The organism is Aquibium pacificum (assembly GCF_040839445.1).
GTDB lineage: Bacteria > Pseudomonadota > Alphaproteobacteria > Rhizobiales > Rhizobiaceae > Aquibium > Aquibium pacificus.
This window is the reverse complement of the sequence record NZ_JBDPGJ010000001.1, coordinates 83,090-101,938: the sequence shown is the minus strand read 5'-3', so window position 1 is coordinate 101,938 and position 18,849 is coordinate 83,090. Positions and strand designations below refer to the sequence as shown.

The 18,849-nt window shown below is 65.9% G+C and carries 23 protein-coding genes; 12 read left to right on the top strand and 11 right to left on the bottom strand.

The window, feature by feature from the left end:
* Positions 1–489: 489 nt before the first annotated feature.
* From ABGN05_RS00560 to ABGN05_RS00550, 3 genes are all read left to right on the top strand, one after another.
* A complete protein-coding gene (locus ABGN05_RS00560) occupies positions 490–945 on the top strand; it encodes a DUF2231 domain-containing protein (RefSeq protein ID WP_367952048.1) in 456 nt (151 codons plus the stop codon).
* Positions 938–2,533 (top strand): PQQ-dependent sugar dehydrogenase, encoded by a 1,596-nt coding sequence (locus ABGN05_RS00555; protein ID WP_367952047.1) that lies wholly within the window; start codon positions 938–940, stop codon positions 2,531–2,533. Before ABGN05_RS00560 ends, ABGN05_RS00555 begins: the two co-directional genes overlap by 8 nt.
* A 130-nt stretch (positions 2,534–2,663) precedes the next feature.
* The gene (locus ABGN05_RS00550; protein ID WP_373695872.1) at positions 2,664–3,857 is read left to right on the top strand and encodes an amidase; all 1,194 of its coding nucleotides are present in this window, start codon (positions 2,664–2,666) and stop codon (positions 3,855–3,857) included.
* A 23-nt stretch (positions 3,858–3,880) separates the two neighbouring features.
* Here the strand turns inward: ABGN05_RS00550 and ABGN05_RS00545 are convergent, their stop codons facing one another.
* Together ABGN05_RS00545 and ABGN05_RS00540 are read right to left on the bottom strand one after the other, a co-directional pair.
* Entirely contained in the window at positions 3,881–4,078 is a 198-nt protein-coding gene (locus tag ABGN05_RS00545; RefSeq protein ID WP_367952046.1) for a type II toxin-antitoxin system HicA family toxin, read from the bottom strand.
* Positions 4,079–4,315 carry a DUF1902 domain-containing protein gene (locus ABGN05_RS00540; protein WP_367952045.1) on the bottom strand — a complete coding sequence of 79 codons (237 nt, stop codon included), beginning with the start codon at positions 4,313–4,315 and terminating at the stop codon, positions 4,079–4,081.
* Positions 4,316–4,443: 128 nt separating this feature from the next.
* Between ABGN05_RS00540 and ABGN05_RS00535 the strand changes: the two genes are divergently transcribed.
* The 5 genes from ABGN05_RS00535 (at position 4,444) to ABGN05_RS00515 (ending at position 8,153) form a co-directional block, all read left to right on the top strand.
* Complete coding sequence (locus tag ABGN05_RS00535; protein ID WP_367952044.1) at positions 4,444–5,343, top strand: LysR family transcriptional regulator; 900 nt, start codon at positions 4,444–4,446, stop codon at positions 5,341–5,343.
* 79 nt (positions 5,344–5,422) lie between these two features.
* On the top strand, positions 5,423–6,088 hold the full coding sequence (locus ABGN05_RS00530; RefSeq protein WP_367952043.1) for a DUF1007 family protein: 666 nt from the start codon (positions 5,423–5,425) through the stop codon (positions 6,086–6,088).
* Between the two features lie 7 nt (positions 6,089–6,095).
* The gene (locus tag ABGN05_RS00525; RefSeq protein ID WP_367953107.1) at positions 6,096–7,160 is read left to right on the top strand and encodes a nickel/cobalt transporter; all 1,065 of its coding nucleotides are present in this window, start codon (positions 6,096–6,098) and stop codon (positions 7,158–7,160) included.
* A gap of 157 nt (positions 7,161–7,317) precedes the next feature.
* Positions 7,318–7,638 (top strand): type II toxin-antitoxin system PrlF family antitoxin, encoded by a 321-nt coding sequence (locus ABGN05_RS00520; protein WP_367952042.1) that lies wholly within the window; start codon positions 7,318–7,320, stop codon positions 7,636–7,638.
* Positions 7,635–8,153: a type II toxin-antitoxin system YhaV family toxin gene (locus ABGN05_RS00515; protein ID WP_367952041.1), complete on the top strand. Its 519-nt coding sequence runs from the start codon at positions 7,635–7,637 to the stop codon at positions 8,151–8,153. Before ABGN05_RS00520 ends, ABGN05_RS00515 begins: the two co-directional genes overlap by 4 nt.
* 15 nt (positions 8,154–8,168) lie before the next feature.
* Here the strand turns inward: ABGN05_RS00515 and denD are convergent, their stop codons facing one another.
* The 5 genes from denD to ABGN05_RS00490 all read right to left on the bottom strand — a co-directional run bounded on the left by denD (position 8,169) and on the right by ABGN05_RS00490 (position 11,875).
* Positions 8,169–9,131: a D-erythronate dehydrogenase gene (denD, locus tag ABGN05_RS00510; protein WP_367952040.1), complete on the bottom strand. Its 963-nt coding sequence runs from the start codon at positions 9,129–9,131 to the stop codon at positions 8,169–8,171.
* A 3-nt stretch (positions 9,132–9,134) separates the two neighbouring features.
* Entirely contained in the window at positions 9,135–9,335 is a 201-nt protein-coding gene (locus ABGN05_RS00505; protein ID WP_367952039.1) for a hypothetical protein, read from the bottom strand.
* On the bottom strand, positions 9,335–10,093 hold the full coding sequence (locus tag ABGN05_RS00500) for an SDR family oxidoreductase (protein ID WP_367952038.1): 759 nt from the start codon (positions 10,091–10,093) through the stop codon (positions 9,335–9,337). The genes ABGN05_RS00505 and ABGN05_RS00500 overlap by 1 nt, the downstream gene beginning before the upstream one ends.
* Positions 10,094–10,186: 93 nt before the next feature.
* Complete coding sequence (locus ABGN05_RS00495; RefSeq protein ID WP_367952037.1) at positions 10,187–11,140, bottom strand: cation diffusion facilitator family transporter; 954 nt, start codon at positions 11,138–11,140, stop codon at positions 10,187–10,189.
* A gap of 51 nt (positions 11,141–11,191) precedes the next feature.
* On the bottom strand, positions 11,192–11,875 hold the full coding sequence (locus tag ABGN05_RS00490) for a GNAT family N-acetyltransferase (RefSeq protein WP_367952036.1): 684 nt from the start codon (positions 11,873–11,875) through the stop codon (positions 11,192–11,194).
* A gap of 97 nt (positions 11,876–11,972) precedes the next feature.
* On the opposite strand from ABGN05_RS00490, the gene ABGN05_RS00485 reads away from it, so the two are divergent.
* The 3 genes from ABGN05_RS00485 to ABGN05_RS00475 are packed head-to-tail and all read left to right on the top strand — an operon-like array spanning position 11,973 to position 13,837.
* Positions 11,973–12,239 carry a type II toxin-antitoxin system VapB family antitoxin gene (locus ABGN05_RS00485; RefSeq protein ID WP_367952035.1) on the top strand — a complete coding sequence of 89 codons (267 nt, stop codon included), beginning with the start codon at positions 11,973–11,975 and terminating at the stop codon, positions 12,237–12,239.
* Positions 12,240–12,242: 3 nt separating this feature from the next.
* On the top strand, positions 12,243–12,647 hold the full coding sequence (locus ABGN05_RS00480) for a type II toxin-antitoxin system VapC family toxin (protein ID WP_367952034.1): 405 nt from the start codon (positions 12,243–12,245) through the stop codon (positions 12,645–12,647).
* 2 nt (positions 12,648–12,649) lie between these two features.
* Positions 12,650–13,837, top strand: a complete 1,188-nt coding sequence (locus ABGN05_RS00475; protein WP_367952033.1) for a pyridoxal phosphate-dependent aminotransferase — start codon at positions 12,650–12,652, stop codon at positions 13,835–13,837.
* Here ABGN05_RS00475 and ABGN05_RS00470 read toward each other — a convergent pair.
* From ABGN05_RS00470 to ABGN05_RS00455, 4 genes are all read right to left on the bottom strand, one after another.
* Positions 13,825–15,603 carry a sodium:proton antiporter gene (locus tag ABGN05_RS00470; RefSeq protein ID WP_367952032.1) on the bottom strand — a complete coding sequence of 593 codons (1,779 nt, stop codon included), beginning with the start codon at positions 15,601–15,603 and terminating at the stop codon, positions 13,825–13,827. The two genes, ABGN05_RS00475 and ABGN05_RS00470, sit on opposite strands and share 13 nt — an antisense overlap.
* A 167-nt stretch (positions 15,604–15,770) precedes the next feature.
* On the bottom strand, positions 15,771–16,526 hold the full coding sequence (locus tag ABGN05_RS00465) for an SDR family oxidoreductase (protein WP_367952031.1): 756 nt from the start codon (positions 16,524–16,526) through the stop codon (positions 15,771–15,773).
* A 214-nt stretch (positions 16,527–16,740) separates the two neighbouring features.
* Positions 16,741–17,577, bottom strand: a complete 837-nt coding sequence (locus ABGN05_RS00460; RefSeq protein WP_367952030.1) for a hypothetical protein — start codon at positions 17,575–17,577, stop codon at positions 16,741–16,743.
* Positions 17,578–17,609: 32 nt separating this feature from the next.
* Positions 17,610–18,047, bottom strand: coding sequence for an ABA4-like family protein (locus ABGN05_RS00455; RefSeq protein WP_367952029.1), 438 nt, complete (start codon positions 18,045–18,047; stop codon positions 17,610–17,612).
* Between the two features lie 147 nt (positions 18,048–18,194).
* Between ABGN05_RS00455 and ABGN05_RS00450 the strand changes: the two genes are divergently transcribed.
* The gene (locus ABGN05_RS00450; RefSeq protein ID WP_367952028.1) at positions 18,195–18,827 is read left to right on the top strand and encodes a TetR/AcrR family transcriptional regulator; all 633 of its coding nucleotides are present in this window, start codon (positions 18,195–18,197) and stop codon (positions 18,825–18,827) included.
* Positions 18,828–18,849: the final 22 nt, after the last annotated feature.

Here is an 18,849-nt window from a genome sequence, read left to right as displayed (position 1 = left end):
GGCCGGTGGAGACGCCGGTACCTGGAACCCGCTTTCCGCGGTGATGAACGACGGCACTTCAGCCGGCGCTCGCTTTGTCTGCCTCAGCTTTGGAAGGGAGCCCCGTCCGCACTGTCGGCAATGATGGTGTGCCTCTTCAGTAACCCCGGTCTTTGGACAACCGGAAGAGAACCAGAAAGGCCCGCACCGTCGTTGCTTCAAGGCGTCCTCGGATCGGCGGTTGGCCGTCGAACCGACCGAAGGGGTTAGCTCCGGTTACCTTACCGATTTCCTCGCCATTCGAGGGACCGGCGGACGCCCACAGGCACGTGCGACTTTGGGCAGCCGGGATATATGCGCGACTGCTGTCACAATCAATGGGAAAATTGAGGGTGGGGAGGGAAAAACATCGGCGGGCGGATTGCCGCAGGAGGGGGCGCGGCAGGGAACCAAACGTTCTCTCACCCGTAGTGGACAGACTCGCCTTACACGTTGAAAGAAGGTGTGATCATGGCTCCCCTCCAAACCAGAAGCGCGGTCGCGGTCGGTGGACAGCCGATCCATGCGATGCTCGTACAATTCCCCGTCGTCTGCTTCACCCTCACGCTTTTGACCGACATCGCCTATTGGTGGACGGTCAACCTTATGTGGCAGAACTTCTCCTCATGGCTGCTCTTTGCCGGACTGGTGTTCGGCGTTCTTGCGGTGCTCGCCGGGATCATCGACTTTGCCGTGCGGCCCGCGATCCGCGCGAGCAGGCCCGCCTGGCCGCATGCGATCGGCAGCATCGTCGTCCTCGCACTCGCCCTGCTCAACAGCCTGGTCCACGCCGGTGACGGCTGGACAGCCGTCGTCCCGTGGGGCCTCACCCTGTCCGCCGTCACCGTGATCGTCATGATCGTCACCGACTGGTTCGGCCGGTCGATGGCTTATCGCCACGGCGCTGGAGTGTCCTATCATGCGTAGCAGATCATTTTTCACCCGCACCCTTCTCGCAAGCGCCTGCATCGCACTTGCGCCGGCCGGCCTGGGTCACGCCCAGGAGTTCGACGTGACGCAGCAGATCGGGCCGGATCCTGTCCTGCCCGACCCGAACCCCGGCCTGATCGCTGACATGAAAGTGGCCGAGGTGGTCGGCTGGGCCGACGGCCAGACACCCGCCGTGCCCGAAGGACTGAAGGTCACCGCCTACGCCACGGGGCTGGCCAACCCGCGCAACGTGCACACGCTGCCGAACGGCGACGTCCTGGTGGTCCAGTCGCGCGGCCCCTCCGGCGAACCCGTGTCCCGGCCCAAGGACGTGATTCGCGGCTTCATCATGTCGATGGCCCATGGCGGCGGGGGCGAGCAGAAGGAGAGCAACAAGATTACCCTCCTGCGCGACACCGACCGGGACGGCACGGTCGACGAGACGCACGATCTTCTGACAGACCTCGCCTCGCCGTTCGGCGTCGCCTGGTACGACGGCACGCTCTATGTCGCCTCCACCGAGGCGGTGCTCGCCTACCCTTATGAACTGGGCGCCACGAGCATCACCGCCGAACCCAAGGTGCTGACGCCGCTACCCGGCGGCCCGATCAACCACCACTGGACCAAGGACCTGGTGCTGAGCCCGGACGGCAAGTATCTCTATGCCTCGGTCGGCTCGAACTCCAACATCGTCGAGAACGGGATCGAGGCCGAGAAGGGTCGCGCCGCGATCTGGCAGATCGATCGCGAAACCGGCGCTTCGCGCGTCTTCGCCTCGGGTCTGCGCAATCCCAACGGCCTCACCTTCAACCCCGACACCGGCGAACTCTGGGCGGTCATCAACGAGCGCGACGAACTCGGCCCGAACCTCGTGCCCGACTACATGACGTCCGTGAAGGAAGGTGCGTTCTACGGCTGGCCCTGGAGCTATTACGGGCAGCATGTCGATCCGCGCGTGAAGCCCGAACGGCCCGACATGGTCGAGAAGGCGATACCGCCGGACTATGCGCTGTCGAGCCACGTCGCACCCCTCGGCATGACCTTCACCTACCGGTCGGCGCTGCCCGAACAGTATCGCAGCGGTGCCTTCGTCGGCGAGCACGGCAGCTGGAACCGCGATTCCTTCAACGGCTACAAGGTGGTCTACATCCCGTTCGAGAACGGGAAGCCCTCCGGTAAAGCGCAGGACGTGGTGACCGGCTTCATCGATGGCGACGAGGCGCATGGCCGCCCGGTGGGCGTGACCATCGACGGTACCGGCGCATTGCTGGTGGCCGACGACGCCGGCAACACGGTATGGCGCGTGGCCTCCGCCGACGGCTCGATCACGCGCGAGCCGGTCGGCGAGGATCCGGTCGCCACCAGCGCGATCGGCCCGGGCGCGGCTGCCGAAGAGCCGGTGCCGTCCGCCCTGCCCGCACCGACGGACCAGGATGCGGCCGCTCCAGCCGGAACGGAACAATCCACAGACGCCGCCGCGTCAGCCGACGAAAAGCTGACCGGCCAGGAACCCTCCGGCAAAGCAGACGGACCGCGCCCTGCCCAGACAGAGGTGGCTCCGGCGGTGATACCCGAGGGAGACTGAGAGCGTCGCGTAGGGGGCGACATGGCGTCGCCGCCTACGTCGGCTCAACGGATGACTTCACCGCCTCCACAGGTGTGACGCGACTTGCGCAAGCCGCGGTGTTGAACGATGGTCGCGTGATCGTTCACACATGCGGACCATCATGCGACAGCGCGATCCCTACAACGCCTTTCTCGACCACGATCCCGCGGAGGTTCCGCACGCGCCCGAGGGACCGCTCGCGGGGCTCACCTTGGCGATCAAGGACATATACGAGGTCGCCGCCCAGCGAACCGGCGGCGGAAATCCGCAGAAGCTTGCCGAGGCCGTTTCGGCTTCGCGTACCGCGCCCGCGGTGCAAGCGTTGCTCGATGCAGGCGCCCGCTTCGTCGGCCGGACGCAGACCGACGAGCTGACCTTCTCCCTGATGGGCCAGAACGCCCACTATCCGCACCCGGTCAACCCGGCCGCGCCCGACCGGGTGACCGGCGGTTCGTCGTCGGGATCGGCCGCGGCGGTGGCCGGCGGCTTGGCCGACATCGCGCTCGGCTCCGACACGGGCGGCTCGATCCGAGCGCCGGCGAGCTTCTGCGGGCTGGTCGGACTGCGCACCAGCCACGGCGCTATTTCGCTGGAGGGCGCCATGCCGCTCGCGCCGAGCCTCGACACGTTCGGATGGTTCGCGAGGGATATCGGGACGTATGAGAAGGTGGCGGAGGTTCTGCTGGGCCCGACTGCGGAGATGGCGCCTCGCCCTTTCCGCCTCGCCGTCCTCGACGACCTCCTTCTTAGCCCCGCCGAGGCGGCGGAGCACACTCGAATGGTCGAACAGATTTCGACCGCCGTCGGCTCGCCGGAGGCGGCTCGGCCCCTCTTGCATTCCATCGACGACCTCTACTGGTGCTTTCGCAAGATCCAGTCGTACGAGGCTTGGGCCGTGCACGGGCCGTGGATCTCGGCCGCCGACCGCAAGCTCGGTCCCGGTGTCAGGGAGCGGTTCGAGTTCGGATCGACGATCGACGAGGCGACCTTCGCGTCCGAGACCGCCCGGCGAAACGACTTCCGCGACGCGTTCGCGCAGATGCTGGGCGACGACGGCATTCTGGTGATGCCCACGGTGCCGGGAGCCGCGCCTCTGAAGGACGCGGGCTTCGAGGATCTGCAGGCCTACCGGGAGCGGGCGCTGCGGCTGCTCTGCCTCTCGGGGCTTTCCGGCTTTCCGCAGATCACGCTGCCCCTCGGCACGGTCGAAGGGGCGCCGTTCGGCATCTCGCTGCTCGGTCCGGCCGGCAGCGACATGGCGCTTATCGGGATGGGGCGCGCCATTCTGGGAAAAGAGGGATGAAAGCGCGGAGGGACTTCGTGCGATTAGAAGGACTTCGGCAGTCCGGCTTGCCGCAAGATGGCATTGGCGGTGTGCCGGCTCGGAATGCCGACCGGCACTGCGAAATTCTGCGCCGTGATCGGGCTGCGCCAGATCTCATGGCTACCCTTGCACTGGCGAACGAGCTCACAACCTCCCTCCGACAGGAGCTTGCGGAGGGCCTTGTCGAACTGCGGCGCCATTCAGGCCGCGGAACGCTCCGCCTCGCGCAGCGCCGTGATCTGCAGGAAGACCGCGGAACGGTCCAGTTCGGGATGATTGTCCGGCAACAGGTCGAGCGCCATCGCCGACATCTTTGCCAGAAGCTCGTCGAGCGTCGCGGCATCGGCAGCGGCCGGTATGTCGTCGCAATGTCCGCTCCAGACCGACGCCTCGTCGTCCCACACGGCCGAGATGGTGAAGATTGTTGGCTTCGACATGTCCGCTCCGATCGTCGGTGTCTTCATATCACGCCTGGGGCGCGAACTGGATACCCCCGGATTTCCCGGCGGCGCCATCTCGGTTCGTGCACCCGAATTTCCATGGCCTCGAACGCTGGAGCATCCCCATGGACACGCTGACCCGCATGCGCGCCTTCATCGACGTCGTCGAAGCCGAAGGCTTTTCGGCCGCGGCGCGCAAGATCGGACGATCGAAGGCGCTCCTGTCGAAATACGTGCGCGAGCTCGAGGACGAGCTCGGGGCGCTGCTCTTGAACCGCACGACGCGGCAGTTCTCGCTGACCGAGGCGGGCCATACATATTACAAGCGCGCCAACGAAATCATCCGCGAGATCGACAGCCTGGCCGACACGGTGCGCGAATCATCCGGCGACGTGCGCGGCCGCATCCGGCTCTCGGCGCCGCGCACCTTCGCCGATGCGCCGATCGGACAGTCGCTGATCGATTTCGCGCTGGCGCATCCCGACATCGTGCTCGACATCAATCTCGACGACCGATTCGTCGATCTGGTCGAGGAAGGCTTCGACCTGGCGATCCGTATTTCGCGGCTGGAGAACTCTTCGCTGATCGCGCGGCGGCTGGCGCCGTTCGCCGTGCAGGTCTGCGCATCACCGGAGCTGATCGCACGCACCGGGGCGCCGAAGCGGCCGCAGGATCTGACGTCGCGCCCCTGCATCATCGACACCAACGGCCGCTGGCTGTCGAACTGGCCCTTCAAGGGCGACAATGGCGAGATGATCTCGGTGGCGGTCTCCGGCCCGATCGAGGTGAACAGTCCCCTCACCGCGCGTGCCGCCGCAGTTTCGGGGCTGGGCTACGCCATCCTGCCCGACTTCATCGCCGCGCCCGAGATCGAGGCAGGCCGGCTCCAGCCGCTGCTCGAGGACAGGATGCTGACCGGCGCCGGCATCTTCGCAGTCTACCCGCACCGCCGCTACCTGCCGGCGAAGGTCCGGGTGTTCGTGGATTTCCTGGTGCAGTGGTTCAAGGACAATGACGGCGGGTGAGCAGCCACGCAGTCCCAATTTCGCCGGGTTTGTGGTAGACTACCTGCGGGAAATCAACCAAAGTTCGCCCGTGGAACCGATGCGACCCTTTTCGCGAACGACCGTTCTTGCCGCCACGACGCTCGCAGGCGCCGCCCTGACTTCTCCGGCGATCGCTCACCCGCACATCTTCGCGGAAGCGCGCCTCGACGTCATGGTTTCTCCCCAAGGCGACGTGTCGTCGCTGCGGCACCTGTGGCGGTTCGACGATCTCTTCTCCAGCACGGTGCTGCTCGAATTCGACGCCAACGGCGATTTGAAGCTCGACGACGCCGAGCTGGCAGAGGTCTCGAAGACCGTCTTCGATTCCATCGGGGAGTACGACTACTTCCAGGTCGTGCGGGCGAACGACAAGCCGGTCACCATGAAGCCGCCGGCCAACCTCATGGCCAATTACGATGACGGCCAGTTGGTCATCCTGTTCGAATCCGAGCCCGCCGACCCGCTGAAACTCGCGGGCAAGGTCGATTTCGGCGTCTACGATCCCACCTTCTACACGGCGATCGATTTCGTCGAGGACGCGAACATGTCGATCGACAATCTGCCCGACGGATGCGACCGCGCGGTGATCCGTCCCGATCCCGACGAGGCGCTCGCCCAGAACCAGTCGACGCTGACCGAGGCATTCTTCAACGACCCGGCGGGAACCGATTACGGCAACATCTTCGCCACCAAGCTGGAAATCACCTGCAGCGGACAGGGCTGACGCCATGATGAACCCGAGGTTCACGCGCTCGGTCTTCGCCGTTCTGGCGCTGACCTATGTCCTGACGCATTTTCTCGGGCACGCGCATGCGCAGAGCTCGCTCGGCATCGGCACCAACGAGGCGATGCTGCCGCAGACCGGCCTCTTCGCCGGACTGTTGAACTGGGTGAATGTCCAGCAGCAGGCGTTCTACCGGTCTCTGACGGGTGCGCTGAAGGCGATGCGCGAGGACGGGACCAAGCTCTGGGTGCTGGTCGGTCTCTCCTTCGCCTACGGCGTCTTCCACGCCGCCGGACCTGGCCACGGCAAGGCGGTGATCTCGTCCTACATGCTGGCCAACGAGGTGGCCCTGCGCCGCGGCATCCTCTTGTCCTTCGTGTCGGCGCTCCTGCAGGGCGCGAGCGCGGTTGTCATGATCGGGCTGGTATTCCTCGTGCTGCGCGGCACGTCGGTGTCGATGACCGACGCGACATGGTTTCTGGAGATCGCGAGCTATGCCCTGATCACGCTCTTCGGCGCGTGGCTGCTCTGGCAGAAGCTACGGCCGCGCTTGGCCCGGCTGTTCGGCAAGGCGCCGGCGCACAGCCTGTCGGCCGCCGCCTCGCACGCCGCGCATGATCATTCCGCCGGCCATGCGCACGATCATCCTCACGGCCATGACCATCGTCACGATCACCACCATGCCGCGGGCGAGGTCTGCGAGACCTGCGGCCATAGCCACGCGCCGGACCCGGCGCTGATCTCGGGCGACCGCTTCGACTGGCGCACCGCATGGACGGCGGTCGCGGCCGTGGGGCTGCGCCCCTGTTCGGGCGCGCTGATCGTCCTGACCTTCGCCTTCCTCAACGGGTTGTGGCTCGGCGGCATCGTCTCGGTTCTGGCCATGTCGATCGGCACCGCGATCACCGTCTCGGCCCTGGCGACGCTTGCCGTCACGGCCAAGAACTGGGCCGTGGCGCTCGCCGGGGACGGGCGGACGGGCAACACGATCCACGCGGCGATCGAGATCGGCGGCGCGGCACTGGTGTTCCTGCTGGGGCTGATGCTGCTCGCGGCAAGTTTGCAGGCGTAGGCGGAACCAACGATCCTGGGCGGAGCCAACGCCAGCCGCCATGCACGGATCCGATTCCAGCTAGTGCAAATAGTCGGCCGCCATGCGTTGCCTTGCGCTGGCAATGCATTTGCATTACCTTCGCACCAATGAACACCTTCGAAAAGGCGGGGATGCAATGGCGCTTGCCGAAGACACATCCAAGCTCACCGACCGCTACCAGACCACAGTGCCGAGCAGCGTACGCAGGCAGTTGAAGCTCGCGAAGGGCGACCAGATCCGCTACCGCACCGACGAGACCGGCCGGGTGTACATCGAAGCGGTGCGGGACGAGGCCGATCCGGCACTCGGGGCCTTTCTCGACTTCCTCGAGGCGGATATCAAGGCTCATCCCCAGCGGCTGGAAGCTTTTGGCGGGACGCTTCACGATCGGCTGCAGACGCTCGTCGGAGACATCGAGGTCGATCTCGAAGAGCCGCTCTCCGCGGACGACGATTGAAGAAGCCTGCACCACCGCGCGGGCCGCCGCTCATCGTAAACGGCTGGTCGGTCTATGCGCATCCCTTGTTCATGGGGCAACTTCAGGTCTTGATCGAGGAGGTCGAGGCATACAGGGCGCGGGACCCTGCCAACTACCGGAGCAGGAACTGTACGAAGCGACTGGCCGCCATAACCCGGCTCGTCACCAGCGACATTCCCGCCGATCCTGCAGCCGCGCAGTTCCGGCAGGGCGACACGCTCGGCGGCGCGCGGAAGCACTGGTTCAGGGCCAAGTTTTTCCAGCAGTACCGGCTCTTCTTCCGGTTCGACAGCGCGAGCAGGATCATCGTGGTCGCATGGGTGAACGACGACCGCACCCTACGCGCATACGGCAGCAGGAATGACGCCTACGCAACATTCAGGAACATGCTCGACAACGGCAATCCGCCCGACGATTTCGAAGAGCTGTTGGCGGCGGCGAAGGGCTCGGCGTCACGGTTCGCCGACACCATGAAGTCGTCGCTCGACGAGTAGATCGATCCGCGCGCCCTACCCGAGTTCGTCCTCGATATGCGCGCGGACGATCTCGTCAAAACTCTGTTCCGCCACGAAACCCAGCGCCCGGGCACGATCCGCGGAAAAGCGCGTCGGCCAGTTCTTCACGATCGCCCAGATGGTCGCGTCCGGCTCCTCGCGGATGAGCTTGACGGTGTCCGGCCCGGCGATGCGGGCGAGCGACTCGATCTGCTCGCCGACGGTGACGGCGACGCCGGGCATGGTGAGGTTGCGGCGCGGACCGATCGCCTCGCCGTCGAGGCCTGCGGCGTGGACGAGGAAGCCGACCGCCGCGCGCGGGCTCGCATGGGTGTGCAGCACCGAACGCGGCACGGGCAGGATCGCCGGCTGGCCCGCGAGGGGCTCGCGAATGATGCCGGAAAAGAAGCTGGAAGCGGCCTTGTTGGGCTTGCCGGGACGCACGCAGATGGTGGGCAGGCGGATGCCGACGCCATCGAAGAAGCCGCGGCGGGTGTAGTCGGCGAGCAGCGCCTCCGACATCAGCTTCTGCGTTCCGTAGGAGGTGAGCGGCGTCGGGTGGAAGTCGTCCGGAATGACGTCGGGGAACGGCGCGCCGAAGACGGCGATGGAGGAGGTGAAGACCACGCGCGGGCTGATGCCGGCATGGCGGATCGCCTCGAAGAGCGCGCGCGTGCCGTCGAGATTGACCCGATAGCCCTTCTCGAAATCGGCTTCGGCCTCTCCCGAGACGATGCCGGCGAGATGGAAGACCGCGTCGGGCCGGAAAGCGACCAGCCGCCCCGCCGCGCCGTCATCGGCGAGGTCGCCGGTCATCGTCGTGACCTTCGCTCCCGGGAGATCGGGCGCCTGCGGCTCGACGATGTCGTGCAGCAGGAGTTCCGCGATCCGCCGACCGTTCAGTCCGCCGTCGGCAACGAGCCGCTCGGTCAGCTTGCGGCCGATCATGCCGGCTGCGCCGGTGATCAGGATGCGCATGGTTCAGTCCTCCCGTTTGCTGCGCCCGCGCAGCCAGAACACGCCGAAGAAGGCTGCGACGAACAGAATGGCGACGAGACCCGCGGCGACCGGCGAGGTTTCACCGACCGCAAGCATGATCGTCGGCATGAAGAAGGCGACGAGCCCGAAGCCGCCGAGGATGATCGCCGCGGCGATCGCCGCGTTGCGCGTCTTCGGATCCATCAAAGCGTCCAGCCGCCGTCGATTGGGATCGCGGTTCCGGTGGTGAAGGCCGATTCGTCGGAAGCGAGATAGAGCGCCAGGGCCGCGATCTCGGACGCCTTCCCGACCCGGCCCATTGGCTGGCGCGAGACGAAGATCTCCATCGCCTTGTCCTTGCCGCCCACGGTCTTGCCCAGGTCCTCGACGCGCGTCTCCCAGGACGGCGAATGTACGGTGCCGGGGCAGATCGCGTTGCAGCGGATGCCCTGGCTAACAAAGTCGGCGGCAACGGACTTGGTGAGCCCGATGACGGCCGCCTTGGTGGCGCCGTAGACGTAGCGGTTCGGCGCGCCCTTGATCGAGGAGGCGCCCGAGGACATGTTGATGATCGAGCCGGAACTGCCCTGTTCCTTCGCCCGCGCCAGCATGCCGGGAAGGAAGGCGCGGATCATGCGGTGCATGGATTTGACGTTGAGGTCGAAGGAAAAATCCCAGTCCTTCTCCTCGCAGTCGAGCACCGTGCCGTGATGGACGAAGCCCGCCACGTTGACGAGAATGTCGATGCCGCCGATTTTTTCCGCGTAGGCCTCCACCGCCCTGGTGGATCGCACATCGAGCTTCGCCTTCTTGGCGCGCTTCAGATCGGCGAGTTTGTCGCGGTCGAGATCCGACGAGTGAACTGTCGCGCCCTCCGCCACGAAGGCTTCCGCGATCGCCCGCCCAATCCCCTGCCCCGCGGCCGTGACGACCGCGATCTTGCCCTTCAGCCTTCCGGCCATGATTTCCCTCCCCGTGATGCTCACATCGTCCGTTTATCCGGACTGTGGCGATGTTCGTAAATCCCCGCAGCCCGGAACGCAAAGCCCAACCCGCTACGAACCATGTCCTTTCGTGTTCTTCGCGCCATGATCCGCGCAGCGGCCGAATTCGGGCTCGACCGTGGCATGGCCGATCCCGTGATGTTCCGACAGGCGGGACTTGATGGCGCCGATGGCGGCATGGCTGTCGGTCTCTTCCACGAGGCAGGCGTGCAGCGTCGCCATGTTGCGCGTCCCGTCGAGCGACCAGACGTGCATGTGGTGGACTTCGCGCACGCCCGCGACGTTCGCCTCGATGTCGCGGGCGATGCGGTCGCGGTCCATGCTTGGCGGCGTGCCTTCCAGCAGCACATGGCCGGCGTCGCGGACCAGCCCCCAGGCGCTGCGGAAGAGCAGGAAAGCGACCAGCACAGACAGGATCGGGTCGATCGGATACCAGCCGGTGGCGAGGATGACGCCAGCGGCCACGAGCGCGGCGACCGACCCGAGCAGGTCGCCGATTACGTGCAGCAGCGCGCCGCGCATGTTGAGATCCTCCCGGCTGCCGCCGTGGAGCACGAGGAACGCGCCGACGTTGATTCCCAGCCCCAGAAGCGCGATCACCAGCATCGGCCCGCCCAGCACCGGGCTCGGATCGCTGAAGCGATCCCAGGCCTCCCAGACGATCCAGGCGGCGATGGCGAAGATCGTCAGCCCGTTCGTGTACGCGACAAGCGTCTTCAGGCGGTCGTAGCCGTAGGTGAGGCGGCTGGTGGCGCTGCGTTCGGCGAGGTGGAAGGCGTACCATGCGAAGGCGAGCGACACCGAATCGGTGAGCATGTGGCCGGCATCCGCCAGCAACGCCAGAGATCCGGTAAGGATGCCGCCCACAGCCTCGGCGACCATGAAGCCGCCGGTCAGGACCGCCGCGATCAGCATGCGCGTCTTGTTCGTCCCGGCCGCGCCATGCGCGTGGGAATGGTCGTGGCCATGATGGTTGTGGCCGTGGTGATCGTGGCCGTGCGCCATGGGTCCTGCCCTTTCGTCGGGCCGGTCTTACATCAGCGGCGCCGCGTTATACTATTCCGGTGCGCCTGCCCTGATGTCCTCAAGCCGCCGCTTCTGGTTTCCCGCGGCGTCGAAGTTCTTCGGATCGAGCCAAGTTTCGTAGGCGGCCCCGAGCGCCGGCCATTCAGCGTCGATGATCGAGAACCAGGCGGTGTCGCGGTTCTCCCCCTTCACGATCATGTGCTGCCGGAAGACCCCTTCGAACGTGAAGCCGAACCTGACGGCGGCGCGCTTGGAGGGCTCGTTGCGGTCGTTGCACTTCCACTCGTAGCGGCGGTAGCCGAGGTCGTCGAAGACGTGACGCGCGAAGAGGACGAACGCCTCGGTCGCCAGCCGGGACCGTTGCATGCGCGGACCCCAGTGGATGTTGCCGATCTCGATCACGCCATGGGTCGGATCGATGCGCATCAGCGTCTGGCGCCCCACGGGTTCGCCGCTCGCCTTGTCGATCACGGTGAAGAACAGCGGATCCTCGCTCGCCTCGGCCTTTTCGAGCCAGGCCTGGAAGCTATCCCGGTCGGCCGGCGTGATCTCGGACAGCCAGCGGAAGCGATCGTCTGCGTCGCCCTCGGTGGCCGCCCTGAACAGGCCGTCGCCATGCAGGGCCGCCGAAAGCGGCTCGAGGCGCGCATAGCGTCCATCCATCGCCGCGCGGGCCGGCCGCGGTCGCGGCGTCCATCCCGAAAGGTCCGTCATCGCGCTTGCTCCTTGAAGGCGGAAGCATAGCAGCATATGCTTCCGCGTCGCGTGCAGCCAGATCGCGCAAGCCTGCTGAGCCAGAGGACCGGAGCCGGTGGCCATCACCATCCGCAACAAGGAAACGGAAGAACTGATCCGCAGGATCGGCCGCCGCACGGGCGAAGGTCCGAGCGCGGTGATACGGCGGCTGGCGGAGAGGGAGGCCATGCAGCATCCCACCAGAGTTTCCGAGGAGGAAGTGCAGCGCCGACTGGCTTTCATGGCCGATCTCAGAAAGCGTTATCCGCCGCCCGATGATGGAACGACATGGGCCGACCTCGAAGAGGAAATGGATTCCATCTTCGGCGACGATCTGAAGTAGCCGATGGAACTCGTGGCAGACACGTCCGCCTTCGTGGCGATCTACCGCAACGAAGAAGCCGCCGGATCTTGTGCGCAGGCTCTCGCGCGGGCGACGCGCATTTTCATTCCTGCAAGTTGCCAGGTCGAAGCTGCGCTCCTTCGGCGGCCCGGCAATGACTTTTTCGAATGGTTCCGCAAGTTCACGAGCATTCCCGCCTACGGCAACGCCGATCTTACCGAGGGCGTGATCGAGGCTGCGGTGGCCGCGGCCCGGTTCTATGGAAAAGGTTCGGGCCACCCCGCCCAACTAAACTTCGGCGACTGTCTCGCCTATGCCGTCGCGAAGCAACGCGACCTGCCGCTCCTGTTCGTAGGCGACGATTTCGTCCATACCGACATCACACGCGCCCTCCCACTGGAAACCTGATCATGCTCCACACCGTCGCCGCCTTCGACCGCATCGGCGAGGAAAACGCGTTTGCCGTGCTGGCGCGCGCGACGCTGCTCGCCGCACAGGGCAAGGACATCATCAACCTCGGCATCGGCCAGCCCGACTTCCGCACGCCGGAGCACATCGTCGAGGCGGCGATCAAGGCCCTGCGCGACGGCCATCACGGCTATACGCCCGCCACGGGGCTGCTGGCGACGCGCGAGGCGGTGGTGCGGCGCACTTTGACGACTACGGGCATCGAGGTCTCGCCGGAGAACGTCGTCATCCTGCCGGGCGGCAAGCCGACCATGTACGCCACGATCGTCCTGTTCGGCGAGCCGGGCGCCGAGATTCTCTATCCCGACCCAGGCTTTCCGATCTACCGCTCGATGATCGAGTTCACCGGCGCGACGCCGGTTCCCGTGCCGATCCGCGAGGAGAACGGCTTTGCCTTCTCGGCCGAGGAGACGCTGGCGCTGATCACGCCCAGGACGCGGCTCCTGATCGTCAACTCTCCTGCCAACCCGACCGGCGGCGTCACGCCGAAATCGGAGATCGACAAGCTGGTGGCCGGACTGGAGAAGCACCCGCACGTGGCGGTTCTCTCCGACGAGATCTACGACGTCATGACCTATGACGGCGAGACGCATCATTCGCTCTTGAACTATCCGGAGATCCGCGACCGGCTGATCCTATTGAACGGCTGGTCCAAGACCTGGGCGATGACCGGCTGGCGCATGGGCTGGTCGATCTGGCCGGACCGGCTCTACGACAAGATCCGCAAGCTCGCGGTGAACTGCTGGTCCTGCGTCAACGCGCCGTCGCAATATGCCGGCATCGCCGCCATCGACGGTCCACAGGACGAGGTCGAAAAGATGATGCGCGCCTTCGACCGGCGCAGGAAGATTGTGGTGGAGGGCCTGAACAGCCTGCCGGGCGTTTCCTGCATCACGCCCAAGGGCGCGTTCTACGCGTTTCCGAACATCAAGGGTACCGGCTGGAAGGCCAAGCCGCTCGCCTCCGCGCTTCTAGAGGACAAGGGCGTTGCGCTGATCGGCGGCCCCGATTTCGGCATCCTGGGCGAAGGCTACCTGCGGCTCTCCTACGCCAATTCCGAGGAGAGCATTCTCAGGGCGATCGACCGGATGGACGATTTCCTCCGCTCGAACCCGGCTCAGAAGTCGTAGAAGAAGTAGATCGCGGTGCAGGTGGCGACGCCGATGGCGACGTTCATCGGGATGCCGATCTTCAGGAAGTCCGAGAATCGGTAATTGCCGGCGCCGTAGACCAGCGTGTTGGTCTGGTAGCCGATCGGGGTGGCGAAGCTGGCGCTCGCGCCGATCATGACGGCGATCAAGAAGGGCCGCGGGTCGACGCCCATCTGGGTGGCCAGCCCGATGGCGATCGGCGCGATCAGCACGGCGACCGCGTTGTTCGTCACGACTTCGGTCAGGACCGACGAGATGACGTAGATCGCGACCAGCGTGGCGAGCGGCGGCAGGGTGACGAGGTGGGGCGTGAGCGCGTTCACCACGAGATTGACGCCGCCGGAGCGTTCGAGTCCCGCCCCAATGATGAGCATGGAAAAGATCAGGACGAGGATCGACCCGTCGATCGAGCTCCAGGCTTCATCGCTGTCGATGCAGCGCAGCACCAGGATGCCGGCGACGGCGAGCATGGCCAGGATGCCGATGTCCATGACGTTGAAGGCGGCGAGCACTACGACGGCGGCGAGCGCGAAGAGTGCGATCGGCGCCTTGCCGCGCCGATAAGGCCTGCCGCTCGGTCGCGACACGGATATGAGGTCGGCATCCTCCGTGAGTGCATCGAAATTGTCGGGCGGACCTTCCAGCAGCAGCTTGTCGGCCGGCCGCAGCTTGACGCTCTCTAGGTCGGTACCGGGAATGTGGCGGTGGCGATGCGCGCCGAGCACGCGCACGCCGTAGCGGCGGCCGAGCGAGAGGTCGACGATCCGTTCGCCCGCGGTGGACCGGTGCGGCGCGACGACCGCCTCCACGGCCACCGTCTCGCCGGAGCGCTCCTGGCCGCGGCGCATGCCGATGCGCAAGCCGGCTTTCTCATTGAGCGTGAGGATTTCGGAGGTCGTGCCGACAAGGATGAGCGAATCGCCCTTCTTCATGACGCGGTCCGCGATGCCCTCGCGGATGATCTCGGTCCCGATTCTCAGCCCCAGGATGCGCAGGCCAGAGCGCTTGAAGTCGGACAATTGTCCGATCTTCTGCTGCGTGTAGCGGCCCTCGCTGCGCACCGTCGCTTCGGAAAGGAATTCCGTTTCCGCGTTGAGCGCCGTGTCGGTCTCACCACGCCTGTCGGGAAGCAGGAAACGGCCGAGAACGACCATCACCAGCGTCCCGGTGAGGGCGGCGACGATTCCGACCGGCGTGATTTCGAAGATCGAGAAGGCTTCCAGTCCCGATGCGCGTGCGACGCCGTCGACGAGGATGTTGGTCGAGGTGCCGATGAGGGTGCAGGTGCCGCCGAGGATCGCGGCGTAGGAGATCGGAATGAGGAGACGCGTGGCGGCGATGTCCAGCGAACGCGCAAGCCGGAACGCGATCGGTATCAGGATGAGCACGACCGGCGTGTTGTTCATGAAGGCGGATGCCATCACCGCGCCCGACAGCAAAGCCATGACCGCGAATGCCGGCCGGCGCGTGGCCCGCTGGATGAGTGCGTCCGCGAGGCTTTCGAGCACGCCGGTGCGCACCAGCGCCCCCGACAGGATGAACATGGCGGCGATGGTGATCGGCGCCGGGTTCGAGAAGGCGGCCATCGCCTGCTGGGGCGTGGTGAGACCGAAAAGCAGGAACACCGCGGCCCCCGCCGCGGCCGTCACTTCGGGCGGATAGCGCTCGAGGATGAAGGCGGCGAGCAGCCCTACGAGCAGCGCGAGCGCGAAATAGGGCTCGTATCCGGCGATGAGGGATTCCATTCGAGTCAATCTCCGGCCCGATGGCGAGCGCAGGCTAGGGGATGCTTCCGGCACATCGGCGTTCCTCCTGCTCCCTCACGCCGGCGTGCCCGTCTAGAAGAACGCAGGATTTTGCTTTTGTCGAAGAAAATCGTTCCTTCCGGACGGCCGGACAGAGCCGCTCTTTCTCAACCGCGCCCGACGAACGGCATGGCCGTGGCCATCACCGTCATGAAGAGCACGTTGGCGTCCAGCGGCAGCCCGGCCATATGCAGCACGGCATTGGCGACGTGGCGCACGTCCATGGTCGCCTCCACGGCGATCTCGCCGTTGGCCTGAGGAACGCCCTTGGTCATCGGCGCGGCCATTTCGGTCAGCGCGTTGCCGATGTCGATCTGGCCGCATGCGATGTCGAAAGGCCGCCCGTCCAGCGCAAGCGTCTTGGTGAGCCCGGTGATCGCATGCTTGGTCGTGGTGTAGGGCACGGATCCCGGCCGCGGCGCATGGGCCGAGATCGATCCGTTGTTGATGATGCGCCCGCCCCGCGGCGTCTGATTGCGCATGTGCCGGAAAGCGGCCCGCGCGCAAAGGAAGGAACCGGTCAGGTTGGCGTTCACGACATCCAGCCAGACCTCGACGGGGATTTCGTCGATCGGCATGCCCCTGGCGCCCATGCCCGCATTGTTGAACAGGAGGTCGATGCGGCCGAACTCGGCGGCAGCCCTGTCGAAGAGGGCATCGACCTGGTCTGGTTTTGAGACGTCGCATGCGATGGCGAGTGCCCTGCCCCCGCCCTGCCCGGCGGCGGCCACCGCCTCTTCCAGGACATTCAGCCTGCGCCCGGTGAACACGGTGTTCCACCCGTTCTCGACGAGCGCGGTCGCCGCTGCCCTGCCGATCCCGGTTCCGGCCCCGGTAACGATCGCCACCTTGCTGGTATCCATGCGTCCCTCCTCTGGCTCGGGGAGCACATTGCAGAGGGGCGGGTGAAGCGCAAGAGCGACCGCAGGCCGCAACAGGAAGGGCGGTCATTCGCGACCGCCCCTAATCAGGACCTTGCTTGGGAGGAGGATTAGCAGATCCGACTGTCATGAATCATGCGCCGGCATGGTTAACGAAAGGTTAACGCCCGGCGCGGCGGGGCGCTGCCGCTTTTCCTTACCCGAGGAACGGCGATCCCATGGCCGCCTGGAACAGTACCGCACCAACGAAGACCGCGTAGGTTGCCGAAAACAGCCGCACCGCGAGCACACCCCAATTCGGCGCAAGCAACGTACACAGGAGCCCGAAGCCGGGAATGAAATGCATCGCATGGGTAGCGAAGAAATGTGGGACGCGCAGATCGCCGCCGTTGCTGGCCCAGCCGAGGAACGGCACGCCGCGCATGTCGGTCGCCTCGCGGCCGACCAGGTGCCCCTCGCCCGAAGCCAGATATCCGGCGGTGGCGATGGTCAGGAAAAAGGTCAGGGTCAGCCCGATGGAAACGGCGCTTCGGAAGGCCGGGCCAAGCCCAGCGTCTCCATCCCGCGCGATCAGCCGCCCGTAGACGAGCGTCGCCGAAGTGAGCCCGACCGCAAAGACGCCCATCAGCGGATAGACGGCTTCGAGCAGTCCTCCCTCGCGATTGAAGTGCGACGGCGCACCGGCCGCCGCGGCGCCCATCAGCCACACCATCTCGATGGCGATCATGAAGACGACGAGAGCGGAATAGACGCGGTACCACCGGCGGCCGGTCGTGCCTTCCGGCAGATATCCGGCGAACCATGCCAGCGTCAGGAGATAGATCGAAAGCGAAGCCTCGAATTTGAGCGGCTTGCTCCAGACGCTTTGCGCCGCGAGCGTCCGCTCGTCCAGGAGACCGGCCACCGCGGTCGGGACGGCCAGCACGAGGAGGAGAAGCGCCGCGGCGGTGAAGAGTGGTTCGCGCCGCCAGAATTCTCGCGCGATGTCCGGAAAGTTCGATGCGTGGGGCGTGGATATCGCGAGCGTGTTCATGGTCCTGCTCCGGTTTCGGGACGCAATGGCGGTCAGGCGGCCGACACGTCCGCCGCCATGCGCGTGCGAACCTGGCGGATGGCGACGAAGGCAAGGAACCCCGCAGGTCCGAACAGAAAGGTCGCCGCCAGGCAGGGGACCACCATCCAGAAGGGCACGCCCGCATCACGGGCGCTCCGCACGATCCAGGCGCCGACGAAGAGATCGAAGGCGAGGTAGTGCAGCCAGCCGGCGAGAAGCATCTCCCGGGTCTGGAAGAGCGCCGCGACGTTGGAAAGACTGTCGAAGCCGCCTTCGGCCGAGGTCCAGAACGCCAGGACGAGCCCCGAATAGACCACGGCGAAGAGCAGGGGGATACCGTAGGCCGCAGCCGCGTTGGCGATGCGGGGAGCGAAAGGGCTCGCGAGGAGGAGCACCCAGCCGACCAGGGCGAGGCTGTTGGCGTACTGAAAAATGGCGTCGGGGCTCATGTTCGGTGCCTCGCGATCTGTGTGATACCGTAAACTTTACATCGTCAAGATTAGCGCCGAACTTTTCATTGTCAAGATGGGTTTTCAAGGCGTAAGGGTCGGCCGTATCCGATGGCATGCACAAAGGCCATTCTCAGGGAGAAGGGATTGGCTGGAGCGGACGAACAGAAGACCAGTTACCACCATGGCGACCTGCGCCATGCACTGCTCAAGGCCGCGGAAGCGGAACTGCGGGAAAAGGGCGTCGAGGGTTTCACGCTTCGCGGCTGCGCCAAGCGCGCCGGCGTCTCGCACGCCGCGCCTGCCCATCATTTCCGCGACGCGAACGGTCTGCTGACTGCGCTCGCCGCAATCGGCTTCGAACGGTTCCTGTCAATGCAGAAGGCGCGCCAGGCCGCGGCACCGGCCGCGCCGCGCGCGCAACTGGCCGCCTCGGGGCTCGGCTACATCGACTTCGCGCTGGAGAACCCTGACCTGTTCCGGCTCGTCTTCACGTCCAGCCGCACCGACTTCGAGGACATGCAACTGGGAGAGGCGGCGCGCGCCAGCTTCGATCACCTCGTGGCGGGCATCGCCGAGCTTCGGGGAGAGGATCCGCACGCTGATCCGCGCGCGATGAGCGACGTCATGGCCGTCTGGGCGACCACGCATGGACTGGCCGATCTGCTCCTGTCCGGTCGGTTGAAGGCGCTACTGGCGCTTCCGAAGGAGATGCGGGAGAAGGCGCTCGCCGACATCATCCTGCGGGCGGTTCCGGAACACCCCTCCGGAACCGTATGACCACCCGCCTTCTGCTGCGGGA

Coding starts and splice junctions, on each gene's coding strand:
- ABGN05_RS00560 (WP_367952048.1), top strand. CDS start 490: ATGGCTCCCCTCCAAACCAGAAGCGCGGTCGCGGTCGGTGGACAGCCG.
- ABGN05_RS00555 (WP_367952047.1), top strand. CDS start 938: ATGCGTAGCAGATCATTTTTCACCCGCACCCTTCTCGCAAGCGCCTGC.
- ABGN05_RS00550 (WP_373695872.1), top strand. CDS start 2,664: ATGCGGACCATCATGCGACAGCGCGATCCCTACAACGCCTTTCTCGAC.
- ABGN05_RS00545 (WP_367952046.1), bottom strand. CDS start 4,078: ATGGCGCCGCAGTTCGACAAGGCCCTCCGCAAGCTCCTGTCGGAGGGA.
- ABGN05_RS00540 (WP_367952045.1), bottom strand. CDS start 4,315: ATGTCGAAGCCAACAATCTTCACCATCTCGGCCGTGTGGGACGACGAG.
- ABGN05_RS00535 (WP_367952044.1), top strand. CDS start 4,444: ATGGACACGCTGACCCGCATGCGCGCCTTCATCGACGTCGTCGAAGCC.
- ABGN05_RS00530 (WP_367952043.1), top strand. CDS start 5,423: ATGCGACCCTTTTCGCGAACGACCGTTCTTGCCGCCACGACGCTCGCA.
- ABGN05_RS00525 (WP_367953107.1), top strand. CDS start 6,096: ATGAACCCGAGGTTCACGCGCTCGGTCTTCGCCGTTCTGGCGCTGACC.
- ABGN05_RS00520 (WP_367952042.1), top strand. CDS start 7,318: ATGGCGCTTGCCGAAGACACATCCAAGCTCACCGACCGCTACCAGACC.
- denD (WP_367952040.1), bottom strand. CDS start 9,131: ATGCGCATCCTGATCACCGGCGCAGCCGGCATGATCGGCCGCAAGCTG.
- ABGN05_RS00505 (WP_367952039.1), bottom strand. CDS start 9,335: ATGGATCCGAAGACGCGCAACGCGGCGATCGCCGCGGCGATCATCCTC.
- ABGN05_RS00500 (WP_367952038.1), bottom strand. CDS start 10,093: ATGGCCGGAAGGCTGAAGGGCAAGATCGCGGTCGTCACGGCCGCGGGG.
- ABGN05_RS00495 (WP_367952037.1), bottom strand. CDS start 11,140: ATGGCGCACGGCCACGATCACCACGGCCACAACCATCATGGCCACGAC.
- ABGN05_RS00490 (WP_367952036.1), bottom strand. CDS start 11,875: ATGACGGACCTTTCGGGATGGACGCCGCGACCGCGGCCGGCCCGCGCG.
- ABGN05_RS00480 (WP_367952034.1), top strand. CDS start 12,243: ATGGAACTCGTGGCAGACACGTCCGCCTTCGTGGCGATCTACCGCAAC.
- ABGN05_RS00475 (WP_367952033.1), top strand. CDS start 12,650: ATGCTCCACACCGTCGCCGCCTTCGACCGCATCGGCGAGGAAAACGCG.
- ABGN05_RS00470 (WP_367952032.1), bottom strand. CDS start 15,603: ATGGAATCCCTCATCGCCGGATACGAGCCCTATTTCGCGCTCGCGCTG.
- ABGN05_RS00465 (WP_367952031.1), bottom strand. CDS start 16,526: ATGGATACCAGCAAGGTGGCGATCGTTACCGGGGCCGGAACCGGGATC.
- ABGN05_RS00460 (WP_367952030.1), bottom strand. CDS start 17,577: ATGAACACGCTCGCGATATCCACGCCCCACGCATCGAACTTTCCGGAC.
- ABGN05_RS00455 (WP_367952029.1), bottom strand. CDS start 18,047: ATGAGCCCCGACGCCATTTTTCAGTACGCCAACAGCCTCGCCCTGGTC.